At 69.3% G+C, this 26,953-nt stretch carries 21 protein-coding genes and 3 pseudogenes; 13 read left to right on the top strand and 11 right to left on the bottom strand.

Translation table 11 applies throughout. The features are described from left to right. Position 1: 1 nt before the first annotated feature. The 6 genes and pseudogenes from ACFVVO_RS34950 to ACFVVO_RS34925 all read left to right on the top strand — a co-directional run bounded on the left by ACFVVO_RS34950 (position 2) and on the right by ACFVVO_RS34925 (position 3,699). Entirely contained in the window at positions 2-598 is a 597-nt protein-coding gene (locus ACFVVO_RS34950; protein WP_390060473.1) for an NADPH-dependent F420 reductase, read from the top strand. A 280-nt stretch (positions 599-878) separates the two neighbouring features. Then, positions 879-1,214 carry a hypothetical protein gene (locus ACFVVO_RS34945; RefSeq protein WP_390060471.1) on the top strand — a complete coding sequence of 112 codons (336 nt, stop codon included), beginning with the start codon at positions 879-881 and terminating at the stop codon, positions 1,212-1,214. A 185-nt stretch (positions 1,215-1,399) separates the two neighbouring features. Further along, entirely contained in the window at positions 1,400-1,618 is a 219-nt protein-coding gene (locus ACFVVO_RS34940) for an ElyC/SanA/YdcF family protein (protein WP_390060563.1), read from the top strand. An 11-nt stretch (positions 1,619-1,629) separates the two neighbouring features. Further along, complete coding sequence (locus tag ACFVVO_RS34935; RefSeq protein ID WP_390060470.1) at positions 1,630-2,064, top strand: DUF2750 domain-containing protein; 435 nt, start codon at positions 1,630-1,632, stop codon at positions 2,062-2,064. A gap of 491 nt (positions 2,065-2,555) precedes the next feature. Beyond that, positions 2,556-3,014: pseudogene (locus tag ACFVVO_RS34930) on the top strand (IS5 family transposase); the annotation flags it as partial. 94 nt (positions 3,015-3,108) lie between these two features. After that, positions 3,109-3,699 carry a hypothetical protein gene (locus ACFVVO_RS34925; protein ID WP_390060469.1) on the top strand — a complete coding sequence of 197 codons (591 nt, stop codon included), beginning with the start codon at positions 3,109-3,111 and terminating at the stop codon, positions 3,697-3,699. Positions 3,700-3,717: 18 nt separating this feature from the next. Here the strand turns inward: ACFVVO_RS34925 and ACFVVO_RS34920 are convergent, their stop codons facing one another. Both ACFVVO_RS34920 and ACFVVO_RS34915 read right to left on the bottom strand, forming a co-directional pair. Then, positions 3,718-5,172, bottom strand: coding sequence for an RNB domain-containing ribonuclease (locus tag ACFVVO_RS34920; protein ID WP_390060467.1), 1,455 nt, complete (start codon positions 5,170-5,172; stop codon positions 3,718-3,720). An 830-nt stretch (positions 5,173-6,002) separates the two neighbouring features. Further along, positions 6,003-6,410: a hypothetical protein gene (locus tag ACFVVO_RS34915; RefSeq protein ID WP_390060465.1), complete on the bottom strand. Its 408-nt coding sequence runs from the start codon at positions 6,408-6,410 to the stop codon at positions 6,003-6,005. A gap of 459 nt (positions 6,411-6,869) precedes the next feature. Here ACFVVO_RS34915 and ACFVVO_RS34910 point away from each other — a divergent pair, with 459 nt between their 5' ends. Both ACFVVO_RS34910 and ACFVVO_RS34905 read left to right on the top strand, forming a co-directional pair. Beyond that, the gene (locus ACFVVO_RS34910; RefSeq protein WP_390060463.1) at positions 6,870-7,514 is read left to right on the top strand and encodes an RNA polymerase sigma factor; all 645 of its coding nucleotides are present in this window, start codon (positions 6,870-6,872) and stop codon (positions 7,512-7,514) included. Then, positions 7,511-8,575: a CU044_5270 family protein gene (locus tag ACFVVO_RS34905; protein ID WP_390060461.1), complete on the top strand. Its 1,065-nt coding sequence runs from the start codon at positions 7,511-7,513 to the stop codon at positions 8,573-8,575. Before ACFVVO_RS34910 ends, ACFVVO_RS34905 begins: the two co-directional genes overlap by 4 nt. Positions 8,576-9,368: 793 nt before the next feature. Here the strand turns inward: ACFVVO_RS34905 and ACFVVO_RS34900 are convergent. Continuing rightward, positions 9,369-10,606, bottom strand: a pseudogene (locus ACFVVO_RS34900) (IS701 family transposase). Positions 10,607-10,772: 166 nt separating this feature from the next. Here ACFVVO_RS34900 and ACFVVO_RS34895 point away from each other — a divergent pair. Further along, a pseudogene (locus ACFVVO_RS34895) lies at positions 10,773-10,844 on the top strand (type II toxin-antitoxin system PemK/MazF family toxin); the annotation flags it as partial. Positions 10,845-11,040: 196 nt separating this feature from the next. Here the strand turns inward: ACFVVO_RS34895 and ACFVVO_RS34890 are convergent. The 6 genes from ACFVVO_RS34890 to ACFVVO_RS34865 form a co-directional block, all read right to left on the bottom strand. Further along, a complete protein-coding gene (locus ACFVVO_RS34890) occupies positions 11,041-13,338 on the bottom strand; it encodes a SpoIIE family protein phosphatase (protein WP_390060459.1) in 2,298 nt (765 codons plus the stop codon). Between the two features lie 832 nt (positions 13,339-14,170). Next, positions 14,171-14,752 carry a TetR/AcrR family transcriptional regulator gene (locus ACFVVO_RS34885; RefSeq protein ID WP_390060457.1) on the bottom strand — a complete coding sequence of 194 codons (582 nt, stop codon included), beginning with the start codon at positions 14,750-14,752 and terminating at the stop codon, positions 14,171-14,173. Positions 14,753-14,900: 148 nt separating this feature from the next. Further along, on the bottom strand, positions 14,901-15,038 hold the full coding sequence (locus ACFVVO_RS34880) for a hypothetical protein (protein ID WP_390060455.1): 138 nt from the start codon (positions 15,036-15,038) through the stop codon (positions 14,901-14,903). 128 nt (positions 15,039-15,166) lie between these two features. Then, positions 15,167-15,580 (bottom strand): hypothetical protein, encoded by a 414-nt coding sequence (locus ACFVVO_RS34875; RefSeq protein ID WP_390060454.1) that lies wholly within the window; start codon positions 15,578-15,580, stop codon positions 15,167-15,169. Between the two features lie 175 nt (positions 15,581-15,755). Further along, entirely contained in the window at positions 15,756-17,186 is a 1,431-nt protein-coding gene (locus ACFVVO_RS34870) for a dihydrolipoyl dehydrogenase family protein (protein ID WP_390060452.1), read from the bottom strand. Between the two features lie 356 nt (positions 17,187-17,542). Continuing rightward, the gene (locus ACFVVO_RS34865; protein WP_390060450.1) at positions 17,543-18,013 is read right to left on the bottom strand and encodes a VOC family protein; all 471 of its coding nucleotides are present in this window, start codon (positions 18,011-18,013) and stop codon (positions 17,543-17,545) included. 1,077 nt (positions 18,014-19,090) lie between these two features. Between ACFVVO_RS34865 and ACFVVO_RS34860 the strand changes: the two genes are divergently transcribed. Then, positions 19,091-20,089, top strand: a complete 999-nt coding sequence (locus ACFVVO_RS34860) for an NADP-dependent oxidoreductase (protein WP_390060561.1) — start codon at positions 19,091-19,093, stop codon at positions 20,087-20,089. 289 nt (positions 20,090-20,378) lie between these two features. Then, on the top strand, positions 20,379-20,780 hold the full coding sequence (locus ACFVVO_RS34855; protein WP_390060449.1) for a 2'-5' RNA ligase family protein: 402 nt from the start codon (positions 20,379-20,381) through the stop codon (positions 20,778-20,780). A gap of 530 nt (positions 20,781-21,310) precedes the next feature. On the opposite strand, the gene ACFVVO_RS34850 is transcribed toward ACFVVO_RS34855, so the two are convergent. After that, positions 21,311-22,990 (bottom strand): PLP-dependent aminotransferase family protein, encoded by a 1,680-nt coding sequence (locus ACFVVO_RS34850; protein ID WP_390060447.1) that lies wholly within the window; start codon positions 22,988-22,990, stop codon positions 21,311-21,313. Positions 22,991-23,010: 20 nt separating this feature from the next. On the opposite strand from ACFVVO_RS34850, the gene ACFVVO_RS34845 reads away from it, so the two are divergent. Continuing rightward, positions 23,011-24,078 carry an EamA family transporter gene (locus tag ACFVVO_RS34845; RefSeq protein WP_390060445.1) on the top strand — a complete coding sequence of 356 codons (1,068 nt, stop codon included), beginning with the start codon at positions 23,011-23,013 and terminating at the stop codon, positions 24,076-24,078. 781 nt (positions 24,079-24,859) lie between these two features. On the opposite strand, the gene ACFVVO_RS34840 is transcribed toward ACFVVO_RS34845, so the two are convergent. Continuing rightward, a complete protein-coding gene (locus tag ACFVVO_RS34840) occupies positions 24,860-25,132 on the bottom strand; it encodes an IS3 family transposase (protein WP_390060444.1) in 273 nt (90 codons plus the stop codon). 63 nt (positions 25,133-25,195) lie between these two features. Here ACFVVO_RS34840 and ACFVVO_RS34835 point away from each other — a divergent pair, with 63 nt between their 5' ends. After that, on the top strand, positions 25,196-25,366 hold the full coding sequence (locus tag ACFVVO_RS34835; RefSeq protein ID WP_390060442.1) for a hypothetical protein: 171 nt from the start codon (positions 25,196-25,198) through the stop codon (positions 25,364-25,366). Positions 25,367-26,953 lie beyond the last annotated feature (1,587 nt).

Below are 26,953 nucleotides of genomic sequence, written 5' to 3'. Positions count from 1 at the left end.
CATGCCCACGATCACAGTTCTCGGGAACGGCCGCGTCGGCGGCAACCTGGCCGCAGCCCTCACCCGCGCAGGCCACGAGGTAGAGGTGGCGGACCGCACGCCGGGTGCCGCCTCCGACGCCGCCCGCACAGCCCAGATCGTCATCAACGCCACGCCGGGCGTCGGCTCCCTGGACCGGCTCGTCGCCCTGCGCGAGGAACTGCGCGGCAAGATCCTCGTCGACGTCTCCAACGCCGCCCTCGACGGACCGGACGGACTGCCCGCCGACCTGATCTACCCCGGCTCGAGCCTCGCCGAGCAACTCCAGGAAGCACTCCCCGAAACACGCGTCGTCAAGACGCTCAACACCATGCTCTTCCCGGTGATGACCGCGCCGGCCACGCTCACCCGGGCGCCCGACGCCTTCCTTTCCGGCGAGGACCCGCAGGCCAAGCGGATCGTCCGCGAACTGCTCGCCAGCCTCGGCTGGCGCAGGGAGTGGATCACCGATCTCGGCGGGATCCGGACCGCCCGCGCCACGGAGGCCGCGATCCTGTTCGTACCGCACGTGATCCGGTCCAGCGGATTCGCGCCTTTCGCGCTCTCGATCGCCCGCTGATCCGCGAGGGATCTGCCCACAGGGCGCCGCCACCGGGCAGCGCCGATGGCCGTACGCGGCGCGGAGGCGGCGCGGCTCACCGAGGACGGTCGGGCATCTCCGGTGGCCACACCGCCGACTTCCCTTTGTCCGAGCCCACTTGGTCCGGGGGCTACCGCTGCTAAGGTCCCGTTGATCGAGATACGGGGGGTATCAGATGTGCACGATTGTCACGGCTGCGGTGTTCATTTCACTGGCGCCGCAAGTGGCTTGGTACGTCAACCTTCCTCTCCTTCTCGTCGTGGCCGTCTGCTTCCTCGCGGACACGGCATCGAAGAAGATGCACGTCCGGTACCTGGCCTTCGGCTACCTCCTCTTCACTGACGTCGCCGCGCCTTACGAGACGAGCCGGAAGGACGGCTGGAACTGGGTCGCATGGGTCGACCTGGTCCTCCTGCTGGCGGCGACCCTCGTGGCGGCGGTCCTCGTCCTGTCCGGTCAGGAGAACGCCGACAGCACCCGCCCGGCACCCCTGTCGACGGTACGCAACCGGCCGGTTACGGCGCCGCGCCGACGCCCGGCCCGGGTCGCTGCCCTGCGCCGGCAGGCGGAGCGGGCCGCGTCCCGCCGCCGCTGACCCGGGCGGTCGAACAGGTGGATCTTTTGCTCAGAAAGGACTGGGATCATCTGTGGATACTCCAGGTTCCTCGTTTCTCCGGCGTCTCTTGATCGAGGCGCCGGCGGTGGTAACGGCACCGGCGTCGGACCAGACGACGTGGTTGGAGAAACACAGTGTCGTGACGGACGAGATCGCCCCCTGATCTGCTCCGCCGATTCGCAGCCGCTGACGGTGCGCAGGGGACTTGCGTGCTCTTCAGTGGCGGTGGGACCAGGAGCGGCGTCATGAAGGCCCAGCTGATGGCTGAGTACGCGCACTCGGTGCTTGAGTTCGACGGCACGGTGCTCCCGGAAGACCACCGCGCGACGACGTGGGGGAACATCACGAACGTGTTCCCGCTGCTTGAAGACGCGGATCGCTAGGCTCACGTGGCATGAGTCAGAGTGGTTCGCAAGCGGCAGCGTTCTTCCGAGACGCGCGTCTGAGCGGGGTGGTCTGGCTTGTCCGGGATGACGAGGGAAGCCCGGCTCCCCTCTCCGCGGACGGCACGCGAAGTCTTCCCTACTGTTCGACTTCGGCCCGTGCCCAGAGGGCGGCGGAGATCTGGGGGCATGGGCTACCTGTTGAAACCATGTCCCTGGATGCCTGGCGCGATCGCGATCTGCCTGATGCCGCCCGAGAGGGATACATGATCGGCATCGACTGGAGCGGACTGCGCCTCGTCGGCTGGAGCTTCACCCCGATGGAAGTTCTCAACCGACTGGCGGTGGGTGACTGGCCGACAGCGCCGGACAACACAGAGCGCAGTCGCCGCCAGCGGATGAGTGCGCATCTGAGAGTGAAGAGGGCTTCGTGTGTCCGGGCATGAGCCCCTGATCCGCCTTTGGTGCCTTGTCGTCAGGTGGGACGTTGGGCCATGACGATCAGGCCTGGTCCGCTGAACTGGTCGGCTGAAAGGCGGAGTTCGGCGACCGTGCGTAGTCCGGCTTGTTCGGTGAGGGCGACGTACTGTTCGGGTTGCCATTTATGTGTGCACTGGCCTGGCTGTGGCAGCTTGCTGCGCAGGTCGCCCGGAACTTGTTCACTTCATATCGCAGACCTGGCGGGACTGCAGATGCGCCGGGAACGGACATGTAGGTGCCGCAGGACCGCAAGAGAAGTCCGAGTCCCACCACAACTCGTCGTGGAGGATGAACTGGTTCACCTTTCGCACCGCCATGCTGCCGCACTCGCAACGCGATGTGATCTTCGCTGTCTGTCCAGTCACCCAGGCTCCCTGACGTTCCACAGATCATCTCGACTGGGGGCACAGGTCATACCGGGGCCGAAGGCCGGGAGCCTCCTTGCGAGGCCACGAAGAAGGTAACGGGGCCACTGACCGGACCGAATCCGACCGATCGCGGCAAACTGGGATCGAAGATCCACCTGATCACCGACAGAAACGGATTGCCGCTGTCCCTGGGCATCTCGGGTGCGAACATGCACGACAGCCAGGGCCTGCAACCGCTCGTGCGCGGCATCCCTCCCATCCGCTCCCGCCGCGGCCCCCGGCGCCGCAGGCCGGCGAAACTGCATGCGGACAAGGGCTACGACTATGACCACCTGCGCCGATGGCTCCGTCGGCGAGGCATCCGCCACCGCATTGCCCGCAAGGGTGTCGAGTCCTCGCAGCGGCTGGGCAGACACCGCTGGGTGGTCGAAAGAACCGTGTCCTGGCTGGCCGGCTGCCGGAGGCTCCACCGGCGCTACGAGCGAAAGGCCGAGCACTTCCTGGCCTTCGTCGGCATAGCCGCATCCCTCATCGGCTACCGCCGCTGATTCGGTGAGCCAGTCGGTCGGAGCGACAGTCGGTCGGCGCCGGTGGTGTCAGTGACGGCTCGTAGGGTGCGCTGGTATTCGACGAGGAGGTTCCATGGGCTTTTCCGGTCATCTGGTCTTTGCGCGCAGCGAGCGCCCATTGCTGGAAGCACCCCTGTTCGGCAGCATCGGTCCAGGGCTGAGGGACGACGTGCATGAGTGGGAGCCGCGACCGGGCGGCTGGCAGACCCTGCAGTTGGAGCAAGGCGTCTGGGATGACGAGTACCTGTTCACCTTGGTCGAGTGGTCCGGTGCGCCGGCCTGCGTCGCCGATGTTTCCGACAGTAGCGTCGCCCTCGTGACCGGCCTGGACACCAACGGGCGCCGCTGGCGGGCATGGCTCAACCTGGACAACGCCGCGGCTCTCCTCGTTGAGGAACCCGAGGACGTGGACGACGTGAGCCTGTGGATAGCTACCTCGGAGTTCGAAGAGGCCATCGGACAAAAGCGTGCAGAGCTCGATGCGGAGGTGCCGACCGACGCCGAAGGCGCTCTCATGTGGGCTTCAGCGGCCAGTGTCCAGGCCACGGCGCAGCAGCCTCGGATCGAGGAACTGCTGCGCGCTCGAAAGACCTTCGTGGAGGAGCTGTTCGACGCGCTGCTGGACGAACTGGGCTTCCCTGAAGCTGCCCCCTCCGCACCGTAGCCATAAGAAGCGACGTCTTTAGGGGACGGTGAAGAGGACCTTGTCCTCGTCCGCGGCGGGGTCCGCCTGCTTGAGCCTGGCCCTGATGCTGGATCCGAGCTGGAGATCCAGGCCGTTGGTCGAGACGACCTTGGCCAGCACGGCGGGGTCGGCCAGGAACACTTTGCCCTCGCGCGGTCTGCCCCGCTCCGCGTCGGTGTCGATGACCGCGGCGTCGAACACCTCGCCCACGCGGTCCTTGAGCACCGCAGCCTCGGCCAGGTCCACGGTCTGCCGGTCCGCCAGGCCGCCCTTCCCCCGTGCCGTGTCGCACGGGATGCAGGACAGGGCATCGAGCACCCAGTTCGGCGGGGCCTTGTCCGCGCACGCCATCACGCACAGCTCACCGGTGTACCGGTCGACCAGGCGCCGCAGCGGAGCCGTGCAATGGGTATACGGGGCCGCGATCGCTGCGTGCATCGTGTACGCCGGCTTCTGGTTGTCGCGGAAGACGGTGTACTCCGCCTTGAGCATCGTGCTCGTGGCCTCGGTGAGGAAGGCCATGTGCTGCTGGTTCTGGGGATCGAGCTTGCGGACCAGCGTGGCGTACGAGATGCCGGGCCGCCAGACGATGCCCAGGGCCTTCGCGATGTCGTGCAGGCGCTTGATCACGTTCTGATCGGCCTGCTCCTTCTGGGTCCGCAGGATGCCGGTACCCGTGTCGAGCATGATCTGGGCCGCGGACATCCCGGTCATGAGGGAGATCTGCTCGTTCCAGCCCTCGACCGGCAGCGTCGCCACGTAGCGCAGCCGGAACGATCCGTCCTCGAGGGTGACCTCCTGGTCCGGCAGATTCACCGAGATGCCGCCGTGCGCGATTTCGACGGCCTCCCGCAGCTCGCCGATCTCGCGCAGCAGGGCGAGGGACTCCTCCGCCGTGCCGTTCTCGATGGCCTGCTGGGCGCCGGCGTAGTCGAGCTGGGCCCGACTTCGGATCACGGCCCGGCTCACGGACGAGTCGGTCAGATTGCCGTGGGCGTCGAGGTCGTGCTGCCACAACAGGGCGGGGCGGTCCTTGTTCGGCAGCAGGCTGGCCGCGCCCTCGGAGAGGACGGGCGGGTGCAGGGGCACCTTGAGGTCGGGGAAGTACAGCGTTTCGATCCTGTCGTGCGCCTCGATGTCCAGAGGGCTGCCCGCCCTGACGAAGGTCGCCACGTCCGCGATGGCGTAGTACACGCGGTAGCCGCCACCGGGCCGCCGTTCCAGGTGCATGGCCTGGTCGAGGTCCTTCGAGGTCGGCGGATCGATCGTGAAGAACGGCAGGTGGGTGGCGTCCTTGTCGGGCAAGCGCGCCTCACCCGCGGCCTTGTCGGCCGCTTTGAGTACGCGCTTGGGGAAGCTCAGGGGGACCTTCAGCTCCGCGCGGAGTTCCTCCAGCGCGGTGCGCAGAGCGTCCTGGGCCTCGGCAGACATGTGCATCGGGCGGCGTTGCATGCCCCGAGCGTAGGGCGGCGGTCACGAACCGGCGCGGCGAGCGGGGCCGGGCGGCGGAGGGGACCGGGAGGACGGCGGCCGCGCGGGGAGGGGACATCGCCGGAGGGGTGGCTGGCTTGTACAGGGCGGCGCGTAACTCCGGTGGCCATGAGCGCGGTGGTGGCTGGGCGGCGGTGTTCGGCCCGGTACTCGGCGGCCGTTATGCGGTGGGCGCGGGCGATGCGGGCCCGAGGGAGCGGTAGCGGTGTCCGCAGGACAGGCACGTGACGAGGCCGTCGGCGCCGGCGGGGCGTCGGGACGGCGCGTCGCCGTGACGAGTAGCCGCATGCAGCGTCTGACGCTCCCAAAGCAGCGCCCGCCCCTTCACCCGGGAGAAAGCCCCCGACCTCTTGATCAGCCCCACGGCTTTGGCGCTGGATGAGTGGGCCGACCGGTGGAATGTGTGTAGTGATCCCGGCGGAATGTGGGCAGTGCTCGCGTGGATCACTCAGTGCACCGCGTGGATCAATCGGAGCATGGTGATCGGATTCCGGTGTGCAGCCAGGAAGGTGATCATGTGACGACTTCCCCAGGGCCTGACCCAGGGGCCCGCTCCGGCGCGTACGTGATGGGGCGAAGAGGCCTGAGATGCCCATGCTCGCGGACGGAAATGGTATGGGTTGTGCTGGTCCTGCTCGCGACGGCGCTGCCCGTGGGCTGGTGTGGCTTCAAGGACTTCAACCAGGCTCTGACTTTCGCGGGGTGCGTCACCGGAGCGGCCCTCATGGTGGCGGCTCTCATCATGTCGTGGGGACGGCGTCTATCGGCTCGGTCATCGTAGGGTCCCCCTGTCAGGCGTGCAGCAGTACGGAATAGTCCTGGTCGTCGATCTCGCGCAGGACGCTGACAGCGAGCATGAGGGCGATCACGGCGTTGGCAGCGGTGTACTGGACGGCGCCGGCAGCGTGGGCGGTGGCGTGCCGGTTGAAGCCTTCCGGCACGGGGTGCTGTCGCCGGAACTCCTCCAATGTCTGGGCGAAGGGCAGGAAGACAGCTGCTCTGCGGAACTGACCAATCGTGGCGTCGTCGTCTACGTCGACAGTGGGGACGCTCTGCTTGATCTTGGCGTAGCCGGGCCACCAGCCCTTGTCGGTGAGCCACGCCGGGTTGGCGAAGGCCAGTCCGCGAACGAGGGTGTCCCAGACATTCGCGGCAAGGGCCTGCGCACCGCTGAACATGCCGCCCTCGATCATCCGCACGCATTCCTCGAGCAAGGCCCGCTGCGCGGTAAGTCGCGCGTCGGTGACGGACCAGGGCCTTGCTGTAGGAGGCGAGGATCTCCGTCCGGGAGTCGTCGAGGACCTTCGCGCGGGAACGAACGTCACCCGCAGCGAGCAGCTGCCGGATCATGTCGGCCGGGGGAACCCACGCCAGGGGCACACCTTCCAGCATCAGCCGAACCATGTCCTTAAGCTCGACCAAGTGTCGCGGCGGCCGAGCACGTCGTGTCGGCGATCGCCTGACAAGACCTCCATTCAACCTGACAACGCCACCTGCCCTGCTGCTCAACTGCTGTGCCCCCCAGTACTCGCTGCCGCCCGAGATGCCGCTCAGCCCACGGAGACGGCGGTCGTGATGTGCGAGCCTGGCCGCGGAGCCCCATGTCTCCTGACCGTGTGACGCACGCCACGGGAACCTGCCCTGCCGCGTGGACAAGGATGTACGTGGACTACTCATTGCACACCCGGATACGGGCAGGCGACCCCGAGGCGTTCCGCGAGCTCTTCCGTGACCACGCCCGACTGGTCCACCGGCACGCGGTGCGCGTGACCGGGGACTGGACCGTCGCCGAGGACATCGTCTCGCTGACCTTCTTGGAGGCGTGGCGGCTGCGCGTCAAGCTGCGGGACGAGGGCGACAGCCCGCGCCCCTGGCTGATGGGCATCGCCGTGAACGTACTGCGCAACACCACCCGCGCTGCGCGTCGCCACCGGCGGGCCCTGGAGCGCCTGCAGGCCAAGGAGACGGTCCCGGACTTCGCCGACGAACTCGTCGGCCGCATAGCCGATGCCGACCAGCTGGCCGCCGCCCAGCGGGTGCTGAAGAAGCTGACCCGGAGCGAGCGCGAGGTCTTCACGCTCTGCGTGTGGTCCGGGCTCGGTTACGCGGAAGCGGCGGCCGTGCTCGGCGTCCCGGTCGGCACCGTGCGCTCCCGCCTGTCCCGCGCCCGCAAACGGCTGAGCAAGCTGGCCGACGAAGAACTGGGAAAACGCAGGGAACCGCTACCGCGCAACGGACAAGTACAGGGTGGCCGCGCTTCTGCGGCCCGGTCACACGAGTCGTACGAGGAGAGGTCCGAATGATCCGCAAGAAGTCTCGGCGTGAGGAGTCGCTGGACCACGCGGAACTGGCCCGGTTGCTGCCGGCGCCGGGAGACCCGCACCTGTCGCTCGACCGTCACCTGCTTCTCGAGGAGCACCTGATGAGCGAGATCCAGCGCACCGCACCTGCCCCTGTGCCGTCCCGCCGCCCGGCACGCCGTGTCCTGCTGATCGGTGTCCCGGTCACCGCCGCCGCCCTGGCCGGCGCATTCGCCTTCACCATCTTGACCGGTTCCGGGGGCAGCGGCACGACCGCGGCCACCCCGCCCCCGGTCGAAGCGCCGGTCGTGCGCATCGAGCCCGGCAGCACCGCCCAGCTCGCCTCCACCGTCGAGCACATCGCCACCGCCGCCTCGGCCAGCAAGACGCCCGAACCCGGCCCGGGCCAGTACATCTACGTCAAGAGCAAGGTCTCCTACCTCTCCGTCTTGCACACCGACGCAGACAAGTCCAAGACCTTGGTCCAGCCCCTGCATATTCGTGAGGTATGGAATTCCCCCGACGGCAAGCAGGGCTGGCTGGACGAGCCCGGCTACCAGCCCAAGGGCGGCATCACCCTCAACAGCGACGTCGAGCGCAGCTTGAACGGCCCCTCCTACGACTACCTCAAGACGCTGCCCAGCGACCCGGACGCCCTGCTGAAGAAGATCTACAAGGAGACCAAGGGCCAGGGGAACTCCCCGGCCCAGCAGGCATTCACCACTGTCGGCGACCTGCTCAGGGAGCAGCTCGCACCGGCGAAGCTGAATGCGGCACTGTACCGGGCCGCGGCCAAGATCCCTGGGGTTGTGGTGGTGGAGCATGCCAAGGACGCCGCGGGACGCGAGGGCATCGCCCTGGCCCACGTCGACCAGCAGAGCGGCGATCGCACCGAATGGATCTTCGACCGCAAGACGTACGCCTATCTCGGCAGCCGCGGTGTCCAGGTCAAGCAGGCCGACGACGTCAAGCCTGGCACGGTCCTCGAATACACCGCCGTGCTGCAGCGGGCCGTCGTCGACGCCCAGAAGCAGCGCCCCGGCGCGCAAGGTACCGGTGCGTGAGAACGCGATCGCCCCGCTGGGCAGTGCGTATGTTGCCACGCGATCAGGACCGGCGCCGTCGAGCAGCACTCCCGTCGTCGCGGGTGTCGGTCTCGCGGTCGTGGTTGGTCGGCGCTGGCGCAGTGTTCATCGCGCGCAGGCGCCGCACGGCCGGCCAGGGCTGACGGCAGGCAGCGCAACGCTACGAAGGACGCAGGCCGCTCGCCGTGTCGTGGACGGCCTGCTCGTACTCCGAACCGCTCGGTGAACGGCCACTACTGGCGCCGGGGTGTTAGCGGTCGCCTTCGCCATCGTCTCAGCTCCGAGGCGTGCCCCTCTTGCAGCGGCTATCCCGCCGATGGCCGCACCACCGAGCCGAACAGCGCGGGCCTCCCGCCGTACAGTGACGTCATTTCACCCATGAACATTCACACCGCCGCCGAGCAACGAGCGACTCCCGAGCCGGTGGATAAACGCTGTCCTTTGAAGCGGACAAAGCCATACGGCAAACGCGCTCGCGGGAGTACGCTGCAAAACCAGCGAGGTCTTCAACGGCTGAGAGCGGACGCGACGCCGTTGACTCAACAGCGCGAGTGCTTGGCCCTGTGCACCGCCGTAGGCGCCGCTGTCGTCGGCCGTCGCGGGCAACGACTGCCCCGGACCGTACGTCACCAGAAAATCGCCCGGTCCGGTGCCGACCCCCCCCGGGTCTTGCCCCTCCGACTTACACGCCAGGGACGACGAGCTCGTCGCGCCAGACTTTGTCGGGTAAGCGGCAATTATGTCCTAGTACTCCAGCCGTAAATCGTGATCTTCACGTTCGAGCGGCTTGCCGCCGGTAGTGGCTGGTCTGGGATCGGGCCTGGTGGCGGCGTCGCCAGTCGGACCAGCCGAGCCGGTGGACCGGGTCAAAGGCGGGCCGGATGACGAGCGTGATGAACAGCCGTTGGATCTCGTTGCAGGTGAGCGGTATGAGGGCGTCTGGTGCGGGATCGCGGTCGTGTTCGTTCGCGCGGACGACGGCGAGGAAGGCGTGCGCGAGCATGGCCAGGGTGACCCAGCGGGACCAGGACGGGTAGCGGCGGACCTGGTGCTCGTCCAAGGCCGCCAGGCCCTTGCCGGACTGGAAAAACTCCTCGACCCGCCACCTTGATCCAGCGACGCGCACCAGGGTGGTCAGCGGCACTGCGGCGGCCGGCGAGTAGCAGCGGTAGTACGCGAGTTCGCCGGTGCTGCGGTTGCGGCGGATCAGCAACTGCCGGCTCCCGGGCCGGGGGTCGGTGAGGTCGATGACGGCCCAGTCGTAGAAGCGGTGGCCCTTGGCTCCGCTCCCTGCGGCCAGCTTCTGCCAGGCCCTCTTGGGCACCTTCCTGGCCAGTGTGTCGGCGCGGAAGTTCCCGGCGCCTGTGGTGACTTCGTGCGAGCAGGCCACCGCGAGGACGTAGCCGGTGCCGCGTTCTTCCAGCGCGGCGCGTAGCGTCGGGTTGCCGCCGTAGACCTCGTCTCCCGCGACCCAGGCGGCCCGGTGGCCAGCGTCCAGGAATCGGGTGACCACGCGGGCGGCAAGCTGCGGTTTGGTCGCGAATTCGGTCTTGTCACCGAGTCCGGCGGCCCGGCAGCGGTCGGGGTCCGAGGTCCAGGAACGCGGAACGTACAGTTCCCGGTCCACCGCGGCGTGTCCGCGCTGCCCGGCGTGGACCAGATAGACGGCGACCTGGGCGTTCTCGATCCTGCCCGCGGTGCCGGTGTACTGCCGCTGGACACCGACAGTGTCGGTGCCCTTCTTCACGTCGCCGGTCTCGCCGACCACCAGAACCGCCTGGTCGTCCCGCAGATGCTCCACCACGTAGGCCCGCACGTCGTCGCGGACCTGGTCGGCGTCCCACTTGGCCCGCCTGAGCAGGTGCTGCATGCCGTCCGGGGTGCTCTCTTCGGCCCACTCTGCGATGGTCCAGCAGTTTTTGCGCGGCAGGTCCGACAGCAGCCCGAGCACCAACCGCCCGACCGACGTCGGGGTTCGACCCGTGCGAACCGGCCCGCGATCTGGGCCATCAGGCCCTCGAACGCCTCCTGCCAGCGGGCAGGGTCTACGCTGTGACCTGCGGCCACCGCATGATCTTCAGTCTTCATACACCGATGATCAACGGTGGCCGCACCCGTCTCCACAGCGCGTCAGGGTCGCGCAGCGTCTGTCTGCCGTCATGTGTCTGGAGGACTTGTGCAACGTGGCGAAGTCTGGTGGGTCCAGTTCGACGAGCGGAGGTTGGTCGTACTGCTGTCGGGAGACGACACGATGACGCCGTCGCAATGACGTCCTTGCCGCAATGCATGCGTTCTACACTGGCCTGGCCGCCAAGCCGTTTCCTCCAGCAGAACGGTGGGGTACCTCCTCAGATCCACCCGAAGCTGGGTAAGAGTTAGCGTGGCAGGCTGCGGGATGCATGGGCCGCCGCGCATGCTGCCAAGGTACTCGCACGCGCGGGCGCTCAGCTTGTTTCCATCAGCCCAGTTGACTGTTCCGCCCAGACGATCTTGCCTTCAGGGGTATATCGGGTGCCCCAATGTTTGGCGAGGTTCGCGATGATGAACAGCCCTCGGCCCGACTCGTCGATGGTGCGGGCATGCTTGACATGCGGAGTGCTGGGCGCGGCGTCGCTGACTTCGCAGGTCAGCATCCGTTCCAGGATAAGGCGGAGTTGCAAGGGGGGAGCGCCGTAGCGGGTCGCGTTGCCGACAAGTTCGCTGACGATGAGCTCGTTGGTGAACGCCGTTTCGTCGTCCAGGCCCCAGGCTTGGAGCTGTCGGCGGGCGGCTTTGCGGGCGATTGGTGCTGCTTCGGGTCCTGCCGGCAGACCGCAGGTCATCACCCGCTCACCGGGCAGCGTCTTGGTGCGGGCGAGCAGCAACAGGGTCTCGCCCGTGCGGCCACGCCGCATGTAAGCATGCTCGATGCTGTCGCGCACGCCAGATGGGGGGCTGTTGCAGGCGTCGTCCAGGAGGGGACGCAGCACACCTGTGGGCGCCATGGCCTCCTCGGCGAGGGCGGTCGTACCCATCACGAGCGTGCTCCCCTTGGGCAGGTAGATGGTCGTCGCGGGAAAGGGAGCGGTGTCCACGGCGGCCAGCGACGGCCCTGGAGGGACGGGGAGGGTGGACGAGGTGCCATCGGGGAGGACCGCCACAGGTTCCGGCAGGCCGGCACGGGCGATGGTGCAGGTGAGCTCGACCGGGTCGTAGATCGCGATGGCGCAGTCCGCGGTGAGCGGCTCATGGAGGAGGGGGTCCATGGGCGGCAGCGCGGCGCGTCCGGCGAGAAGGCGGGTTGTGGTGTCGCTGAGTCGGGCAAGGAGCTCGTCGGGTTGCAGGTCCAGAGCAGCCAGCGTGTGAACGGCTGTCCTGAGCAGTCCCATCGTGATGGCTGCCGGGATGCCTTCTCCCGCCACGTCGCCGACGACGAGGGCGGTCCGCGCGCCGGGGAGCGCGATCGTGTCGGACCATGCGCCACCGCCTTCTTCGCCGGGAACGTGCAGGCAGGAGAGTTCCACGGAGGGCTGATCAGCCAGTTCACCAGGAAGAATCTTGCGCTGGATCGTGGACATGGTGATCCACTCGCTCATGTACACGCGTGCCCTGTCGACGCAGAGTGCTGCATGTGCGCACACGGCCGACGCCACGGCGAGGTCTTCCTGAGCGAAAGGCTCTTGAGGGGTGCGGCGGTAGAAGCTGACCATGCCGAGGATCTCATCGCCGATCGCCAACGGTGCCACGATCAGGGAATGCACCGTGGATTTCTCGATGATGTCGGCCCTGGCCGGGTCGTCGGCCAGCCACGCGCAGCCGGCGTCGACCTGCACGAGGCGGGGCTGGAGGTCCGAGAGGACGTGTGAGAACGGGATACCGGCTGGCAGGGGGTGCACGGCTCCGACCTGGGATGCGGACCGACGCCCATGAACGGCCGCTTGGCGCAGCAGCACACCTGGTCCGACCGGCACCGTGGGAGGTTCCTCGCCGCGGACCGCGCTGTCGACCAGCTCCACGGCTGCGGTGTCCGCGAAGGCAGGCACCACTGCCTGGACCAGTTCTTGGCAGACATCGATGAGGCCGAGCCGGTGCCCCATTTGAGTGCGCACCTTTTCCAGCAGCGCCTGGGCCCCTAGCGCTCGTTCCCGTTCGGTGACGTCGGCAGTCAATGTCACGAGTCCGAGTACTGTGCCGCTCAGGTCCTCGATGGGCAGGTAGGAGGCGGAGAGAACATGACGGCCGAGCTTGGCTGACCTCTCGGCACTATGTACGAGCCGATTCACCACCGGCTTCCCGGTTTTCAGGACACCGCGCGCCACCGCAGCCTCCTCCTCAGCGGCGAAGCCGCACACCTCGCTGAAGGACGCGCCCGGCGAAGGCCCGGTCGGCGTGTCGCGCTGCTCCGCGGGGAAAGTCGCGAGCACGACGCGCAATTGATCGTCAAAGACCCGGAGCCCCATGGGGGCACGCGTGAAGAGCGCCCGCACGACGGCCGCGTCCTGCGCCGCCGCATCGTCCTTCGCCGCGAGTACCCGCCACACCAGAGAATGATCCTGGAGTGCTGGTTTGATCAACAGTGCACCGGGGTCCGGACATCCCTCGCGGGGCTTTCCGCTGGTGGTGTAGATGCTGCGGATGAGCGCTTCCGCAGACCGGCCGATTGCCTCTGCGGCGGACCAACCGAACAGTTCCTCTGCTGAGTGCTCCCACCGGGTTATCCGGCCCTTTTCGTCGAGGAGAAGTAGCACGTCGTCGTGGGTCATGGGGAAGCACCTCCGCGCCGATCGCGGGGCCACCGGACACTCGCGAAGATCGACTGAGTCCGCCTCTACCAGGGCTTTCACCCAGCACTCTATAGGGGAGTCCATGGCATACGAGATGGTCACACTCTGCCTGCCGCCGGATTCCCATCCGTACTGTGCCACGATCAAGGAGGCCATTTCGCCCTTCGGCGTCAACGGAGGCCACGAGCTCTGCCCAGGCGAATGGGACCAGTGGTGGCTTGGCCGACCGGGGGAGAGGTCCGACGTACTTCCCGGCCACGCACACGATCCCCGCCTCATCCGAGCGTCACGGGACGTTGGTGGGGCCTCCCGCTTCTGTGTGCTTGGACGGTGCGACGGAGGCCCGCGCAGCCTGCTCGGCCTTCGGGGCATGGGTACCTGGCCGCGACTCTTGACCTCTACCGCGCTGGCCCCAAACTCCGTACTGACAGAGACAGCCAGAGTCGACCATCGTCGCCTGTTTCACCCTCGACGGAAGGTAGATGTACGTTCTCGGCCGTCCCTCAGACCGGGACGAGTGACCCGGCCTTCGCCGGCAGCTACCTGGACGATCTGGCACCAGCCATCGCGATTGTCCGTGTGCCCGTCAGTTGATGGCCAGTCATGCTAGGCGGCTCGTCCCGTGAGAGCACGTGGATGACGCCGTATCAGAGCGACCTCCGCATTCGCTGGCCGCTTCCCGGCGGTCAGGTCCGCTCCCTGTAGCGCACGGAATCGTTGCCCGTGGCCTCGGCCGGCTCGGCGAACTCGGCGCTGGTCCGCTCTTGCCGAGCATCCGCGGCGAGTTCGCCGGTCCGCGTGCGAGACGATTTCAGCTGCGGGCGCCCCCTTCGGCGTCGCTGCTCGCTGTGCTGGTCAGGATCGCGCTGGCGACAACGTCGAAGAGGTGATCGGCGCGCGGCGCGAGCGAGCGTTGATCGCCGATCCAGGCGAGCGCTTCTACCAGTGCGAACAGATCGTCGCCGCCGATGTCGGTCCGCGCCAGGCCTGCGGCCTGGGCACGGGCAAGGAGCCGTGCACCGGCCTCGCGCAGTGTGACGCACGAAGCGTGGAGTGCGGACTCGGGGTCCGCGATGGCGGCTGCCATCAGCACGACCGCGCCCCGGTACTCGGTTGTCCAGCCGACGCAGTCGCGCAACCACGAAACGAGAGCATCGCCGGGCGAGTCGGCCGTCTCGAGGGCACTCGCTTTGGTGGTCAGTTCGTCGAAGCTCGTGTGAAGCAGGGCATCGAGCAGCGCCTCGCGCGTCGGGAAGTGGCGCAGCAGCGTCGCGAGTCCGACATCGGCCCTGCGCGCGATGTCGCGCATGGACACGTCGACGCCCTGTTCGCCGATGGCGGCGCCCGCTACGGCGAGTAGGTGATCGCGGTTCTTCCTGGCATCGGCCCGCATCTGTCCCTCTTGATTATTTGGTTCAGTTGTCCACGTATTCGGATCAGCGGTCCGAGTACATGGACCACTGATCCGGATAAGGGTACCGTGCAGCGCAGGCAGGGGGCGAGCACCCCCTGCGGCCGTCACTGCCGTCTGTGCTGATGCGTCACTGGCCGCCGAGTGCACGGTGCGGCGGCAGCTCCTGCGGAGGCAGTGACAGCCAGTCCGGGGTCGGTACCTTCACCTGCTGGTCAGGCGTGAGGGTGAGCTCGGTATAAAGCGATTGATCTATGTAACTGCTCATGATTCCAGCTGTAGGTTCGCGGGATGACGGGTGCACCACTGCAGCAAGCAGTGGTGCACCCGCGCCCTCCGTCGTCGGTGCCCGCGCGTGTGCGGGCACATGCACATACCTGCCCTGTGCTCCGAGGATCAGCGGGAGGTGTGGTCGTTGAGTCCGTGTGCCTTGGCACTCACGGTGCCCCACTTGTCGGCGTTCCAGCGGTTGCACTGCTGGCTGTCGTAGGAGTGCCGCTGGCCGTTGTTGTGGTGCCACTTGTGGTCGTTCCGCTCCCACTCGCGGTGGCTGTCGTAGACATACAGATCGCTGCTGCCGCGGTCGATGCGATGGTTGCTGCTCTCGCGGTCGCGGTCGCTGTCACGGTCGCCTCCGCGATTGTCGCCACATGGGACGGTGATGCTGGAGGAGTGAGAGGCGTGTGCAGTGCGGTCGACGGGCAGGTCGGACGTCGCCGATGCGGTGCCGCCTACTGCCAGCAGGGTGGCTGCTGCGACAGCGAAAGTGCCGGCCTTGGTGGTGGCCCGTCGTCCAAACGTGTGATCCATGATCGTTTTCCTTGGTCTGTGCCCTCTGACGAGGGGCTGGCTGTGCCCTGAGAAGGTGATGGAGGGTCTGGCTATTGCCCCGAGAAGGGGGGCGTCGGAGGTCCGTTCCTTGCCTGCGGACGGCCGGATCGCCGGGCGCAGGGAAGGACCGCCCCGCATGCTGGCGGGCGCATGTTCAGCCGCGGTGGGTCTCGAGCAGCCGCAACCAGATTTCGCCGAGGGTGGGGAAGGCGGGGACGGCGTGCCAGAGCCGGTCGATGGGGACTTCGCCGGCGACGGCGATGGTGGCCGAGTGGACGAGTTCTCCGACGCCGGGGCCTGCGAAGGTGACGCCCACTACGGTGTTGCGGTCGGTGTCGATGAGCATGCGGGCGTGGCCGCGGTAGTCCTCGCCGTACTGGTGGGCGCCGGCGACGTGGGCGAGGTCGTAGTCGACGACCTTGATGCGGCGGCCGCTGTGTTCGATCTCGCGGCTGGTCAGGCCGACGGAGGCGACTTCGGGGGTGGTGAAGACGACCTGGGGGACGGCGGCCGTGTCGGCGGTGGCGACGTGCGCGCCCCAGGGGGCGTCGTCGACGGGCTCTCCCTTGGCGCGGGCGCCGATGACGGTGCCGGCGATCCGGGCCTGGTACTTGCCTTGATGTGTCATCAGGGCGCGGCGGTTGACGTCGCCGACGGCGTAGAGCCAGCCGCCGTCGACGCCGGTGACACGGAAGGTGTCGTCGACGGTCAGCCAGTCGCCGGGGGTGAGACCGACGCTCTCCAGGCCGACGTCGCGTGTCTGCGGGGCGCGGCCGGTCGCCAGCAGGATCTCGTCCGCGGCCAGATGACCACCGTCGGACAGCCCGATCCGCACCTCGCCGTCCTCGCGGGCCATGGAGGTGACGCTGGTGTTGAAGCGGATGTCGACGCCTGCTTCGAGCAGTCCCTCGGTGACCAGGTCTCCGGCGAAGGGTTCCATGCGCTCCAGGAGCCCGTTCTCGAGGACGAGCATGGTGACCTGGGAGCCAAGGGCCTGCCAGGCGGTGGCCATCTCCACGGCGACGACGCCGCCGCCGACGATGGCGAGGCGGCCGGGCACCTTGGTGGCGGTGGTGGCCTCGCGGCTGGTCCAGGGGTGCACGGTGTCGCGTCCGGGGATGGGAGGCAGGGCGGCGCGTGTGCCGGTGGTGACGGCGACGGCGTGCCGGGCTGCCAGGGTGATGGTGTCGCCCTCAGGGGTCTGCACGGCCACCTGCTTGGGGCCGGTGAGGCGGCCGTGGCCGCGGAGGAGGTCCACGGAGACGGAGTTGAGCCAGTCGACCTGGTCCTCGTCCTTCCAGTACGAGGACATCTTGTCGCGGTGCGCGAGGACGGCGTCGACGTCGAGCGGGCCGGCAACGGCCGGGTCGAGTCCGGGTACGCGGCTCGCATCGGCACGTGCCACCACCGGCCGCAGCAGCGCCTTGCTGGGGTCGCAAGCCCAGAACGAGCACTCTCCGCCGATGAGGTCGCGCTCGATGATCACGGTGCTGAGTCCGGCGGCGCGGGCGCGTTCGGCCACGTTCTCGCCGACCGGCCCAGCGCCGATGACGATCACGTCGTAGGTGCGGGTCGTCTCGTTCATCACTGCTGTGTTCCTCACTGTTTCGTTCCTCATTGCTTGCGTGCCTGGGCCGGACTCTCCACTGCCGCGGCCCCTTGCCGGCCGCGTTCGCTGTTGCCTGCCGCTGGATGGCGCCGGGGCTCGCATCGCGCGGGGTCGAGGGGCAGGGCAGTCACGGGCTGGGACGGTCGCGGCGGCCAGCGCGGCCCCGTGGCAGCCGGACCGCCGGACGGCGGAGAGCACCCACCCATGCGCTCGCCCGGCGGTCCGGTGCCGGTCTTCGGTCCGGAGAGGTGCTGGTCCGGACTGGCTGTCGTCCGGGCCGGTCACGGCCCGTTGCAGCCCTTAAACGGTGGTTTGGCGGCTTGTGGGGGAGGTCAGCGGCCGGGGAGGCGCTCCGAGATTTCCTGGAGCACCCAGCCGTTGCCGTCGGGGTCGCTGAAGGTGGCGAAGGAGGCGTAGGAGGCGCGCTCGGGGTGCGCCCCGGCCAGTCGCTCCTGGCCGGGGCGGCGGTGAGTGACGTCCCCGCCCTCGTGGCCGTGGAAGAGGCCACCTGCGTCGTGGAAGATCTCGCTGACCTCGATGCCGCGGCCAGTGAGCTCCGCCCGGGCCTCCTCAATGTCGGAGACGATGAGGTACAGGCCCTGGAACGAGCCGGGTGCGGCGGGGGTAACACCCTCGCCGAAGAGGATCGAGCATTCGGAACCGGGCGGCGTGAAGTGCACCACCCGGACGCCCTTGCTGGCCTTGTAGTCGACGTCCAGGCGGAATCCGGCCTTCTCGTAGAAGACCTTGGCCCGGTCGATGTCGGAAACGGGCAGCACGATCACTTCGAGCTTCAGTTTCATGGGGGGTGTCCTTGTTTCTTGACGTCGGTGGATTACGCCCAATGCGTCACCGGTTCAACAGGTGGTGGTCGCGGCCGAGGCCTCGTTGCCTCCGGCTGCTGCGGCGGACGGCGTGACGCCGAAGGGGGAGTAGGTATCCGCTACGGTCCGACCTGAACCAATGGTCCGTTTTTCCGGACCACTGATCCGAATATATGGACCACCGATCCGAATAGTCAAGAGGGGTAGATGTGCTGCTGCACGAACGGGGCGTCGATGTGTCACTGCGCGAGATCGCGCGCAGGGCGGAGGTCGACGCTGCTGCGTCACTTCCTGACGCGCGAGGCGTCATCGAGGGCGCCGAATCCGCACTCCGCGCCTCGTGCGTCGCGGTGCGCGCGGCCGGTGCTCGACCCCTTGCCCGGGTCTGGGGCGCGGTCACGGCGTGGACTGATGGCGCCGACTCGTTTGCACTGCCGCCGACGCTTCGCTTGACTCGGCGATCGACGCCCGCTCGCCCCATGCACCGACCGTCTCTTCCGGGTCCCGTCGGCTCGCGGTAGCTGCTGAGTCGACCCGGGCCGACGAGAAGCAGGGAGCGGGCAAAGTGTCCTGGGTCTCGTACTGTTCGTGCGCGCCGCCGCCGTGAGCCGCTTCGCGGCGGTCGGGGTCCGCCCCCAGGGAGCGCGCGGCCCGGTTCGCCGGTCCGCGAGCGAGACGGTTTCGCCTGCAGGCTCGAGGGCGACGTTCCCCGTCGGGCCCGGCCGCTCCTTGCGGTCGTCAGAAACTTGCTCGCGCCAGGTTTCAGGTCTTCGAAGTGACGCCCACGCGTGCCGAGTTGGAGCAGACTCGCGAGGTCGAGGCCCGCCCTGCGCGTGATGTCGCACCGTGATTGTCGACGCCCTGCTCGCTGACGGCGGTGCCCGCTGCGGCGAACAGGTGGTCGCGGTCCGTCCCGGCGGCGCCCTCTTCTGCCCCTCTTGACTATTCGGATCAGTGGTCCATATATTCGGATCAGTGGTCCGGAAAAGTGGACCGCTGATTCACTTCATTTGCCCCCGCGAGAGACGCAGGAAGAGCGCTGTGCCAAAACAGACCATGAAAGCGATCCGGCTGCACGAGTTTGGCGGCCCTGAGGTGCTGCGCCACGAGGAGGCACCGGTTCCCGTGCCGGGGCCGGGTGAGGTGCTCGTGCGCGTGCACGCGGTCGGAATCAACCCTCCTGACCGGTATGCACGTGAAGGGATGCCCGACATGCCCCCCGAGATCAGGCCCGAGTTTCAGCTCCCCCTGATTCCGGGGACCGACGTCTCAGGCGTCGTGGAAGCCGTCGCCGCAGACGTCAACGGCTTCACGGTCGGAGACGAGGTGATCGGCCTTCTGCGCTTCCCCACCCTTCTCCAGAGCAGCGCGTACGCCGAGTACGTCACCGCGCCAGCGTCCGACCTCGCCCGCAAGCTGGCCGGCATCGACCACGTGCGCGCCGCCGCGTTGGTCATGTCGGGGTTGACGGCGTGGCAGTTCTTGATCGAGCTCGGGCACGATCATCCCTCGCCGTTCCAGGAGGCCCAGCACCGTCCGATGGCACTCGACAGCAAGAGCACGGTGCTCATCAACGGCGCTGCCGGTGGCGTGGGGCACCTCGCTCTCCAGCTGGCCAAGTGGAAGGGGGCCCGTGTCATCGCCGTGGCTTCCGGCGCCCACGAGACGTTCCTGCGCGAGCTCGGCGCCGACGAGTTCATCGACTACACCAAGGAGCGGCCCGAAGAGGTCGTTCGTGACGTCGACCTGGTCCTGGACACCGTCGGGGGTCCCGACAGCAGGCGCTTTTTGCGCACCCTCAAGCGCGGCGGGTCCCTCTACCCGGTGTACTTCGGCCAGTTCGACGACGAGGAGAACGCGAAGCTGGGTGTCACGGTCACGGCCGTCTCGGTCCGCTCGAGCGGCGCGCAGCTCGCCGAACTGCAGAGCTTGGTCGACGCGGGCAAGATTCGCGTCGCGATCGACAGCAGGTTCCCGCTCGCGGATGCCCGGGCGGCGCACGAGCGCATCGCCCGGGGGCACATCCGGGGCAAGGTCGTGCTCACGGTCGCCTAGGAACGAGCCGTCCCACCGACGCGTCCGGCGGTCACCTCAGGGCTCTGGTGGCCTTCGGGACGCCGACGCGGAGACCTCGGGGCACGGCTGGCGATCAAGTGGTCGCGATGCTCGCTGCGGCGAACCGAGCGGACCCGTCCAGTCGGCTCGGTTCGCCGCAGCAGATCGCCGAGACGATCACATCTCTGGCCGTCGTCAAGTTCTCCGCGGGCGGTGCGTGAGGGTTCCGGAGGCGGAGCCTTTGGTGCGAGCGTGGCGTGACCGGCTTGACCCTTCGGCCCGTGCAGGTGTGCCGGCGCATGTCACGGTGCTCTTTCCGTTCCTCGACGCGAGCCGCATCGACGAGGGTGTCTGCGCCGCGATCGGCGAGGTCGTGGGTCGGCACCCGTCCTTCGAGGCCCGGTTCGACCGCTGCGGCCGGTTCCCCGGAGTGCTGTATCAGCTCCTGCGCCTTGGCCTGCTCGCGTTCGGCCAGGGTGTGCCGCTGCGGGTCGTACTGCGGCCGCACGCTTCCGTCGCTGCCGGGCCCGCCGGCAAGGCCGCATTCGACTTCTCGCACATGCCGCTGCCAGGCCAGCGCCTTCTCGCGTGCCGCCACCGTCCGGCGTTGTCGCGGGCGACGTCGACGGCTACCTCCATCCCGGTGATGCATCCTCCCACCTATCTCGCCCGGTCCCCTTGGTGGTTTTGAGTAGTCCTCGATCCGCTCGTCGAAGAGGTTGCCGGGGGCGAACGTTGCCGGGGACGAACCTGCCGTCTTCCGAAGGGACGGCCAGATCAGCGGAAGTCCCGGAGTCACAGACTCCGGGACTTCCGCTTCGGCGCTGACGTCAGCGTTCCGCCTGAGCCTCGGGGGCCCGGACGCAACGGCACGTAGAGACGTCGGACGGCGGCGATCAGCAAGGCCGCGACGAACGGCCACAGGATGTGCCGGCTCTGATCGTTCGCCGCGCATAGGCGCCCGTTCCGAGCGTGGGCGCGTACTCGCCCTTCGCGGTCACGGTGGCCGGCGTGGGCGGGCGTGCCCAGCGAGTAGAACTCGGCTTTGCCGCACCGGCCGGCGAGCCGCTTGAGGGCGATGCGCCGGTCTGCCCCACAGATCGGGGACCTCCCGGCGCAGACCCCGCTCCCCCTCGGTGACCGGCTCGTCCGTGTCGGCGCTCAGCTCGCGCGCGGCCCGGGCCGCCAGGCTGTCCGTGGGTGACCCCGGCAGCGGCGGGGTCAGGCGGCAGCGGGCAGGGCCCGCAGCGCCTCCCCGATGAGGGCGATGCCCTCCTCGATCTCGTGGGCGGCGCCCGCCGCGTAGCCGAGGACCAGGCCGGGCGGGCCGGGGGTGAGGCGGTGCCAGGACAGGGGATGGGCCTTCACCCCCCGGGCGAACGCGGCCGCGGCGAAGTCGGTGTCGCGGACGCGGCTGCCGGGCCCGTCGGCGAAGGTGACCATGAGGTGCAGTCCGGCGGCCGCCCCGTGGACGCGGGCGCCGGGCAGGTGTGCCTCGACGGCCCGCACCATCACGTCCCGGCGCCTGCGGTGGCGGCGCCGGACGTGGCGCAGGTGCCGTTCGAGCTCGCCCGAGTCCATGAGCCGGGCCAGGACCAGTTGGGTGAGGATGCCGTTGCCGAGGTCGGCGTACCGCTTGGCGGTGACCAGGGCGTCGCGCAGGCGCGGCGGAACCAGGAGCCAGCCGACCCGCAGTGCGGGGGCGAGCAGCTTGGAGACGCTGCCCGCGTAGCAGACCCCGTCGGGCAGGAGCGAGCGCAGTGCCGGTACGGGGGGCCGGTCGTAGCGGTGCTCGGCGTCGTAGTCGTCCTCGATCACGACGCCGCCCTCGGCCGCCCAGCGCAGCAGCTCGCGCCGGCGTTCCCCGTCGAGGACCACGCCGGTGGGGAACTGGTGCGCCGGGGTCATCAGCACCGCCCGGGCCCCGCAGACCCGCAGCGCGTCGACGTCCAGGCCGCCGACGTCCACGGGGACGGGGACGGTCGTGTGGCCGCCGTACTCCAGCTGCTGGCGTGCGCCGAGCGAGCCGGGGTCCTCGACGGCGACGCGGTCGACGCCGTCGGCACGCAGCAGTTGCCCGAGCAGCCCCAGGGCCTGCGCCACACCGGCGACCACCACGACCTCGTCCGGGTCGGCGCGGATGCCGCGGCTGCGGGCCAGCCAGCCGACGACGGCCCGCCGCAGCGCGGGCGCGCCCTGGGGGCTGCCGTAGCCGAAGTCGGCCGGGGTGAGGGCGGCGAGGACGGCGCGTTCGGCGCGCAGCCAGGCGGTCCGGGGAAAGGCGGCGAGGTCGGGCACGCCCGGGGAGAGGTCGATCCGGCAGGGCAGGCCGCGCAGGGCGTCGACGAGGCCGTCGCGGTGGGGGGAGGCGAAGAAGGCGTCGGGGACGGGGGTGGGGGTGCGAGGGTGGGAGGCCCGATGCCCGGCGGCGGGGGGTGACGAGGACGAGGGGCGGCCGGATGCAGAGGAGGCTGCGGGCGGTGCTGAGAGAGACACCGGGGGCGCCGGGGCGGCGACGACCACCGTGCCGCCTCTGCCCCGGCCGGCGATCTGGCCTGACTCTGACAGCCGACGGTAGGCCTCGGTGACCACGCCCCGGGTGACGCGGAGCTCCTCGGCGAGCACGCGGCTGGCGGGGAGCCGCGTCCCGACCGGCAGCCGGCCGTCGGCGATGGCCGACCGCAGCCGGTCGGCGAGCCAGGCGGTCCGCCCGCCAGGGGGCGCGTCGGCGATGTCGAGCTGGAGGAAGTCGGAGCCGAGGGAGGCGCCGGGCCGAGACGGACGGCCGTCGGCCGCGCCGCCGGCCCCGCAAGCCGTACCGGCCGATCTCACCGGCGCGTCCGTTGCGGCGATTTTGGACCCCTCGACCGACGGCTCTTTGGACCTGCCCATGGCGTCCATTGTGCGGCCAGGGTGGACCCATGGACACCCCTTCCGAATCCTTCGCGCCCCTGGTCCCCGGCATGGTCGGGATGGTGCTGGTCGGCAGCAGCGTCAGCGTGTCGCACGCGCTCGTCGACGCGCCGCTGTTCACCGCCCAGGCCGTGCGCTACGCGGCCGCGACCGCGATCCTGCTGCTCCTCGCCCGGCTCGCCGGTACCCGCCCGGTCCGGCCGCGCGGCCGGGAGTGGCTGTGGCTGGCGGGGCTCGCGGTGACGGGGCTGGTGCTGTTCAACGTGGCCGTGGTGCGGGGGGTCGCGCACGCGGAGCCCGCGGTGATCGCGGTCTCGGTGGCGTCGGTGCCGGTGGTCCTCGGGGTCCTGGGCCCGCTGCTGGAACGGCGCGCTCCGAGCCGGCAGGTGCTGCTGGCGGCGCCCGTGGTGGTGGCGGGCGCGGTCCTGGTGGAAGGCACGGGCCGTACGGATGCGGCCGGGGTGGCCTGGGCGGCCCTGGCCCTGGGCTGCGAGGCGGCGTTCACGCTGCTGGCGGTACCCGTGCTCGGCCGGCACACGCCGTGGGGGGTGTCGGTGCACGCGTCGTGGCTGGGCGCGGTGCTGTTCACCGTCCTCGGCGTGACACGCGAAGGTCCCACGGCGGCGGGAGAGTTGACGGGAGCGCAGTGGGCGGCCGTGGGCTACCTCGCACTGCTGGTCACGGCGGTCGCCTTCGTGCTCTGGTACTCGACCGTAGGCACCGTCGGCGCCGGCCGCGCGGGCCTCCTCACGGGCATCGCCCCGCTCGCGGCGGCAGCGGCCGGCACGGCGACGGGCACGGGGGTGCCGGGATCCTCGGTGTGGCTGGGGATCGCGGTGGTGATCGGGGGGCTGGCCGGGGGGCTGCGGGCGTCTCGGGCTCACGGCGCAGCCGCCTCCGTGGACGCCGCGGCCCCGGACAGCACCCTCGCCCACGTCGGCGCGCTCCAGGTAGGCACAGGTGCGACGGCCGACCGGAACTCTCGTGCCGCGGTGGCGCGCCGGGAGCTTGTCGAGATTTCCGGATGGCGGCCAACCGGATTCGGGGCAGGGAAGACCGGCGGCGTGTCAGAGTGACGAACGGCCGTCGAGCGTGTGCTGGTGCGCTCCGAGGCGACGTGGACACCGGCCGTCGAGTAACACGTGTCCGACGTCGGCGACGCCCCGGACAGTTGGCTGGCCTCGGCGGCGGTCTGCTGCGTGCCTCCTGGAGCCGGGACCGCGGGGACTGCGCGGTCGCCGTCCTGGAGTACGCACCCGACGTGGGCGGCCGGCGGGATCCGCGGCGTCACCGATGGGTGTTGCACCTGTGGCTGGCCGAGCCCACCCTGGCGCGGAGGTTCGGGGAGCACCGGCTGTCAAACGACCTGCACCACCACCTCGCCACCCAGAGCAGCCGCCGCCCCGCCACTTCGCAGCGCCCCGGCCGTCGCATGCGCACGCTGTGCGACTGGCCCGAAGGGCTTCCGGTGGGCGATCCGTGGCGGAGGCCCCCGCAGCGGGCTGTTTGCCATGTTCCGCGCTGGCCACCGGCGCTTGATCTGCGCCCTCCCGGACACACCCCTGCCCGCTCCGCGGCGGCCTTGCGCGCAGTCTGTACGCGATGGCTGCAGCGGCCGAGTACGGGGCGGGTGAAGGCTCACGGCAACGTGCCATCGAGGCCGGGCAGGATCTGGACCGCGTTCCGACAACCGACGACCTGGTGCGCGACGCCGTACGGCGCGTGCCCGGCAGCGCAGCAGCCGGGCACACCCGTTCCGGGGAGAGTCTGGCGGCCCTGGTCGGCCGTTATCACCGTGCAGCGCACTCAGGTCGCCGGTGTCACAGCGGGGTTCCCCCGCTGCGCGGGAGTGACTGACTAGCTGGTCAGGGCGGGTTGACATGGTTCCAGGTTCACTGATTCGACCGCTGCCTGGTCGGCGTAGTGCTTCTCTTCGAACTCGATGGGACTGAGGTAGCCGAGGCGCTTCTGGATGCGGCGGGGGTTGTAGAAGCCGTCGATGTACTCGAAGATCGCGAGATTCGCCTCGGCTCTGGTGTCGAAGGTCCGGCCGCGGCTGCACTCCGTCTTGATCAGCATCCACAGGTTCTCCGCCAGGGCATTGTCGAAGGCGTCGCCGACCGAGCCCATAGACGCTTGAACACCTGCTCTGACCAGGCGGGTTGTGACCTTGATAGACGTATATTGCGTGCCGTGATCGGCATGGTGGACGAGTTCGCCGGGGGCGACCTCGCGACTGGCCAGCGCGTACTCCAGCGAGGTGAGGACCAGGTCGGCGTCCGCGCGGGCGGGCTTGAGGGCGCCCAGCAGCCACGGTGGGTCACCACGGCCTCCTCGACCACGCGCGCGAGGCTTGCACTCTGACAGGCGGCCAGGGACAGGCTCCGGTCCGCGGCTCCTCGCGGCGGTTTGTGATCGTTGAGGCGTCGGGCCAGGTCGGCGGCCGCGGCGGGGTCGGTGAGGAAGCCTGCTCGGGGCGTGGACACGGAGACGATCGCGGTGGCGGTGTCCAACAGGTCCATCAGGTGCAGTGCCGACTCGGGGCTCCAGTCGGGTAGGGCCCGGCCGCCGGCGTCGGCGCTGCCGGCCCTGGCGAGCTCGTCGCGGTAGAAGTCGAGCACCACGTGCTGGTGGACATCGATGCGCTGTGCCGAAGGGGGACATGCAACGGCCTTTCATGCGGTCCGCGGGGTGCGGAGAGGGGCGTGTCATGCGTGGTCGCCGACCGTGCACTGCCGATCCATGCGAGACAGGTATGGGATGCGATGCGCGCAGCGGGGAAGCAAGCGGCGTGAAAGGGACCGCCGTCACGGTGAACCATGTCGTCCGGCAGATGTCCGCAGTCCGGCTAGTGCACGCCCAGAGGCCGCTTCAAGACGGAAGTCGGACCGACCATGTGGCCGACCACGCCAATCGTGTTTGCGTCGGCGTCCCGGCCGTGGGTGATGCGTCCCGCTGGAAGGTATAGGCGGTGGCGAGGCCACGCCTCCTCGTGGAGAGCGGTTCGACTGGTGCCGTGCGGCGTTCGGCCTCACGCAGCAGCCGGGCGGCGTCCTTGCATGACCGGCCGGCGAGTCTCATGCCTTGCTCCTCGCCGCCGTGCGCGTCGCTCTGCGGTTCGCCGGCGGCACCACCTGGGAGAAGACCTGGCCGGGACGTGGTCGGCATGTGTCACCGGAACCGCAGTGGCCACGCAGCGCGCCTACGAGGGGGATGAGGCGCGCCATCAGCAGTGGAGGCTGATCCCCGTGGGCTCGGTGAACGGCAGCCCGCGGGTGTACGAGATCGTGAACCACAGAAGCGGTCTGCTCCTGCAGGCCGACACAAGTCGACCAGCAGGCCGCGGTCGACATCGACGCCGATGGGTCGGCTCTGTGTGTCGGCGTGCAGGCGGGGTCGACGTCCTTCTCGGTTTGGACCGCAGGGAACGCCGGCTGGCGGCGGGCCGGCGGTCGTTGGTCGTCGGCGGGCTTGTGGAGGTCGCCGGCGGCTCGCCCCCATCGTGGTGCTGTCGCGCGTGGGCCGGGACACCGGTAGAGCCGTTCTCGTCGACCATCGCGCAGTGGGAACACACGGGGGACATCCCCCTGTCGGGCCGCACCGCTGGCTGGAGCACGCTTCCTGTTTCCTGTGATCGCCTGGCGGACGGGGTGGGATAGCACCGTGATGGGCCGGACCGGGGCGGGCCGGTTGTGTCCGTCAGGCGGTCAGGTCGTCAGGTGGGTGGCTGTCGTGTGGGGGTGTGGGGTCGTGGTCCCGGTCCGGTCCGGTCCGGTCTGGGCTGGGGCGGGGCGGGTCTGGGCTGGGGCTGGGGCGGGGGCTGAGGGGGGGAGGGGGTCGGGTGGGGGTGGGGGGTTAGTGGATGTGGCGGTGCATGGTGACGGTGGGTGTGAAGTTGGTTTGGGGGTCGTTGGTGTTGCTGGTGTGGGGTGCGTGTGTGGTTTCGTGGTC

Origin of the sequence: Streptomyces sp. NPDC058145, assembly GCF_042884245.1 — a bacterium.
Taxonomy (GTDB): domain Bacteria; phylum Actinomycetota; class Actinomycetes; order Streptomycetales; family Streptomycetaceae; genus Streptomyces.
This window is presented reverse-complemented; position numbering and strand designations above follow the sequence as displayed.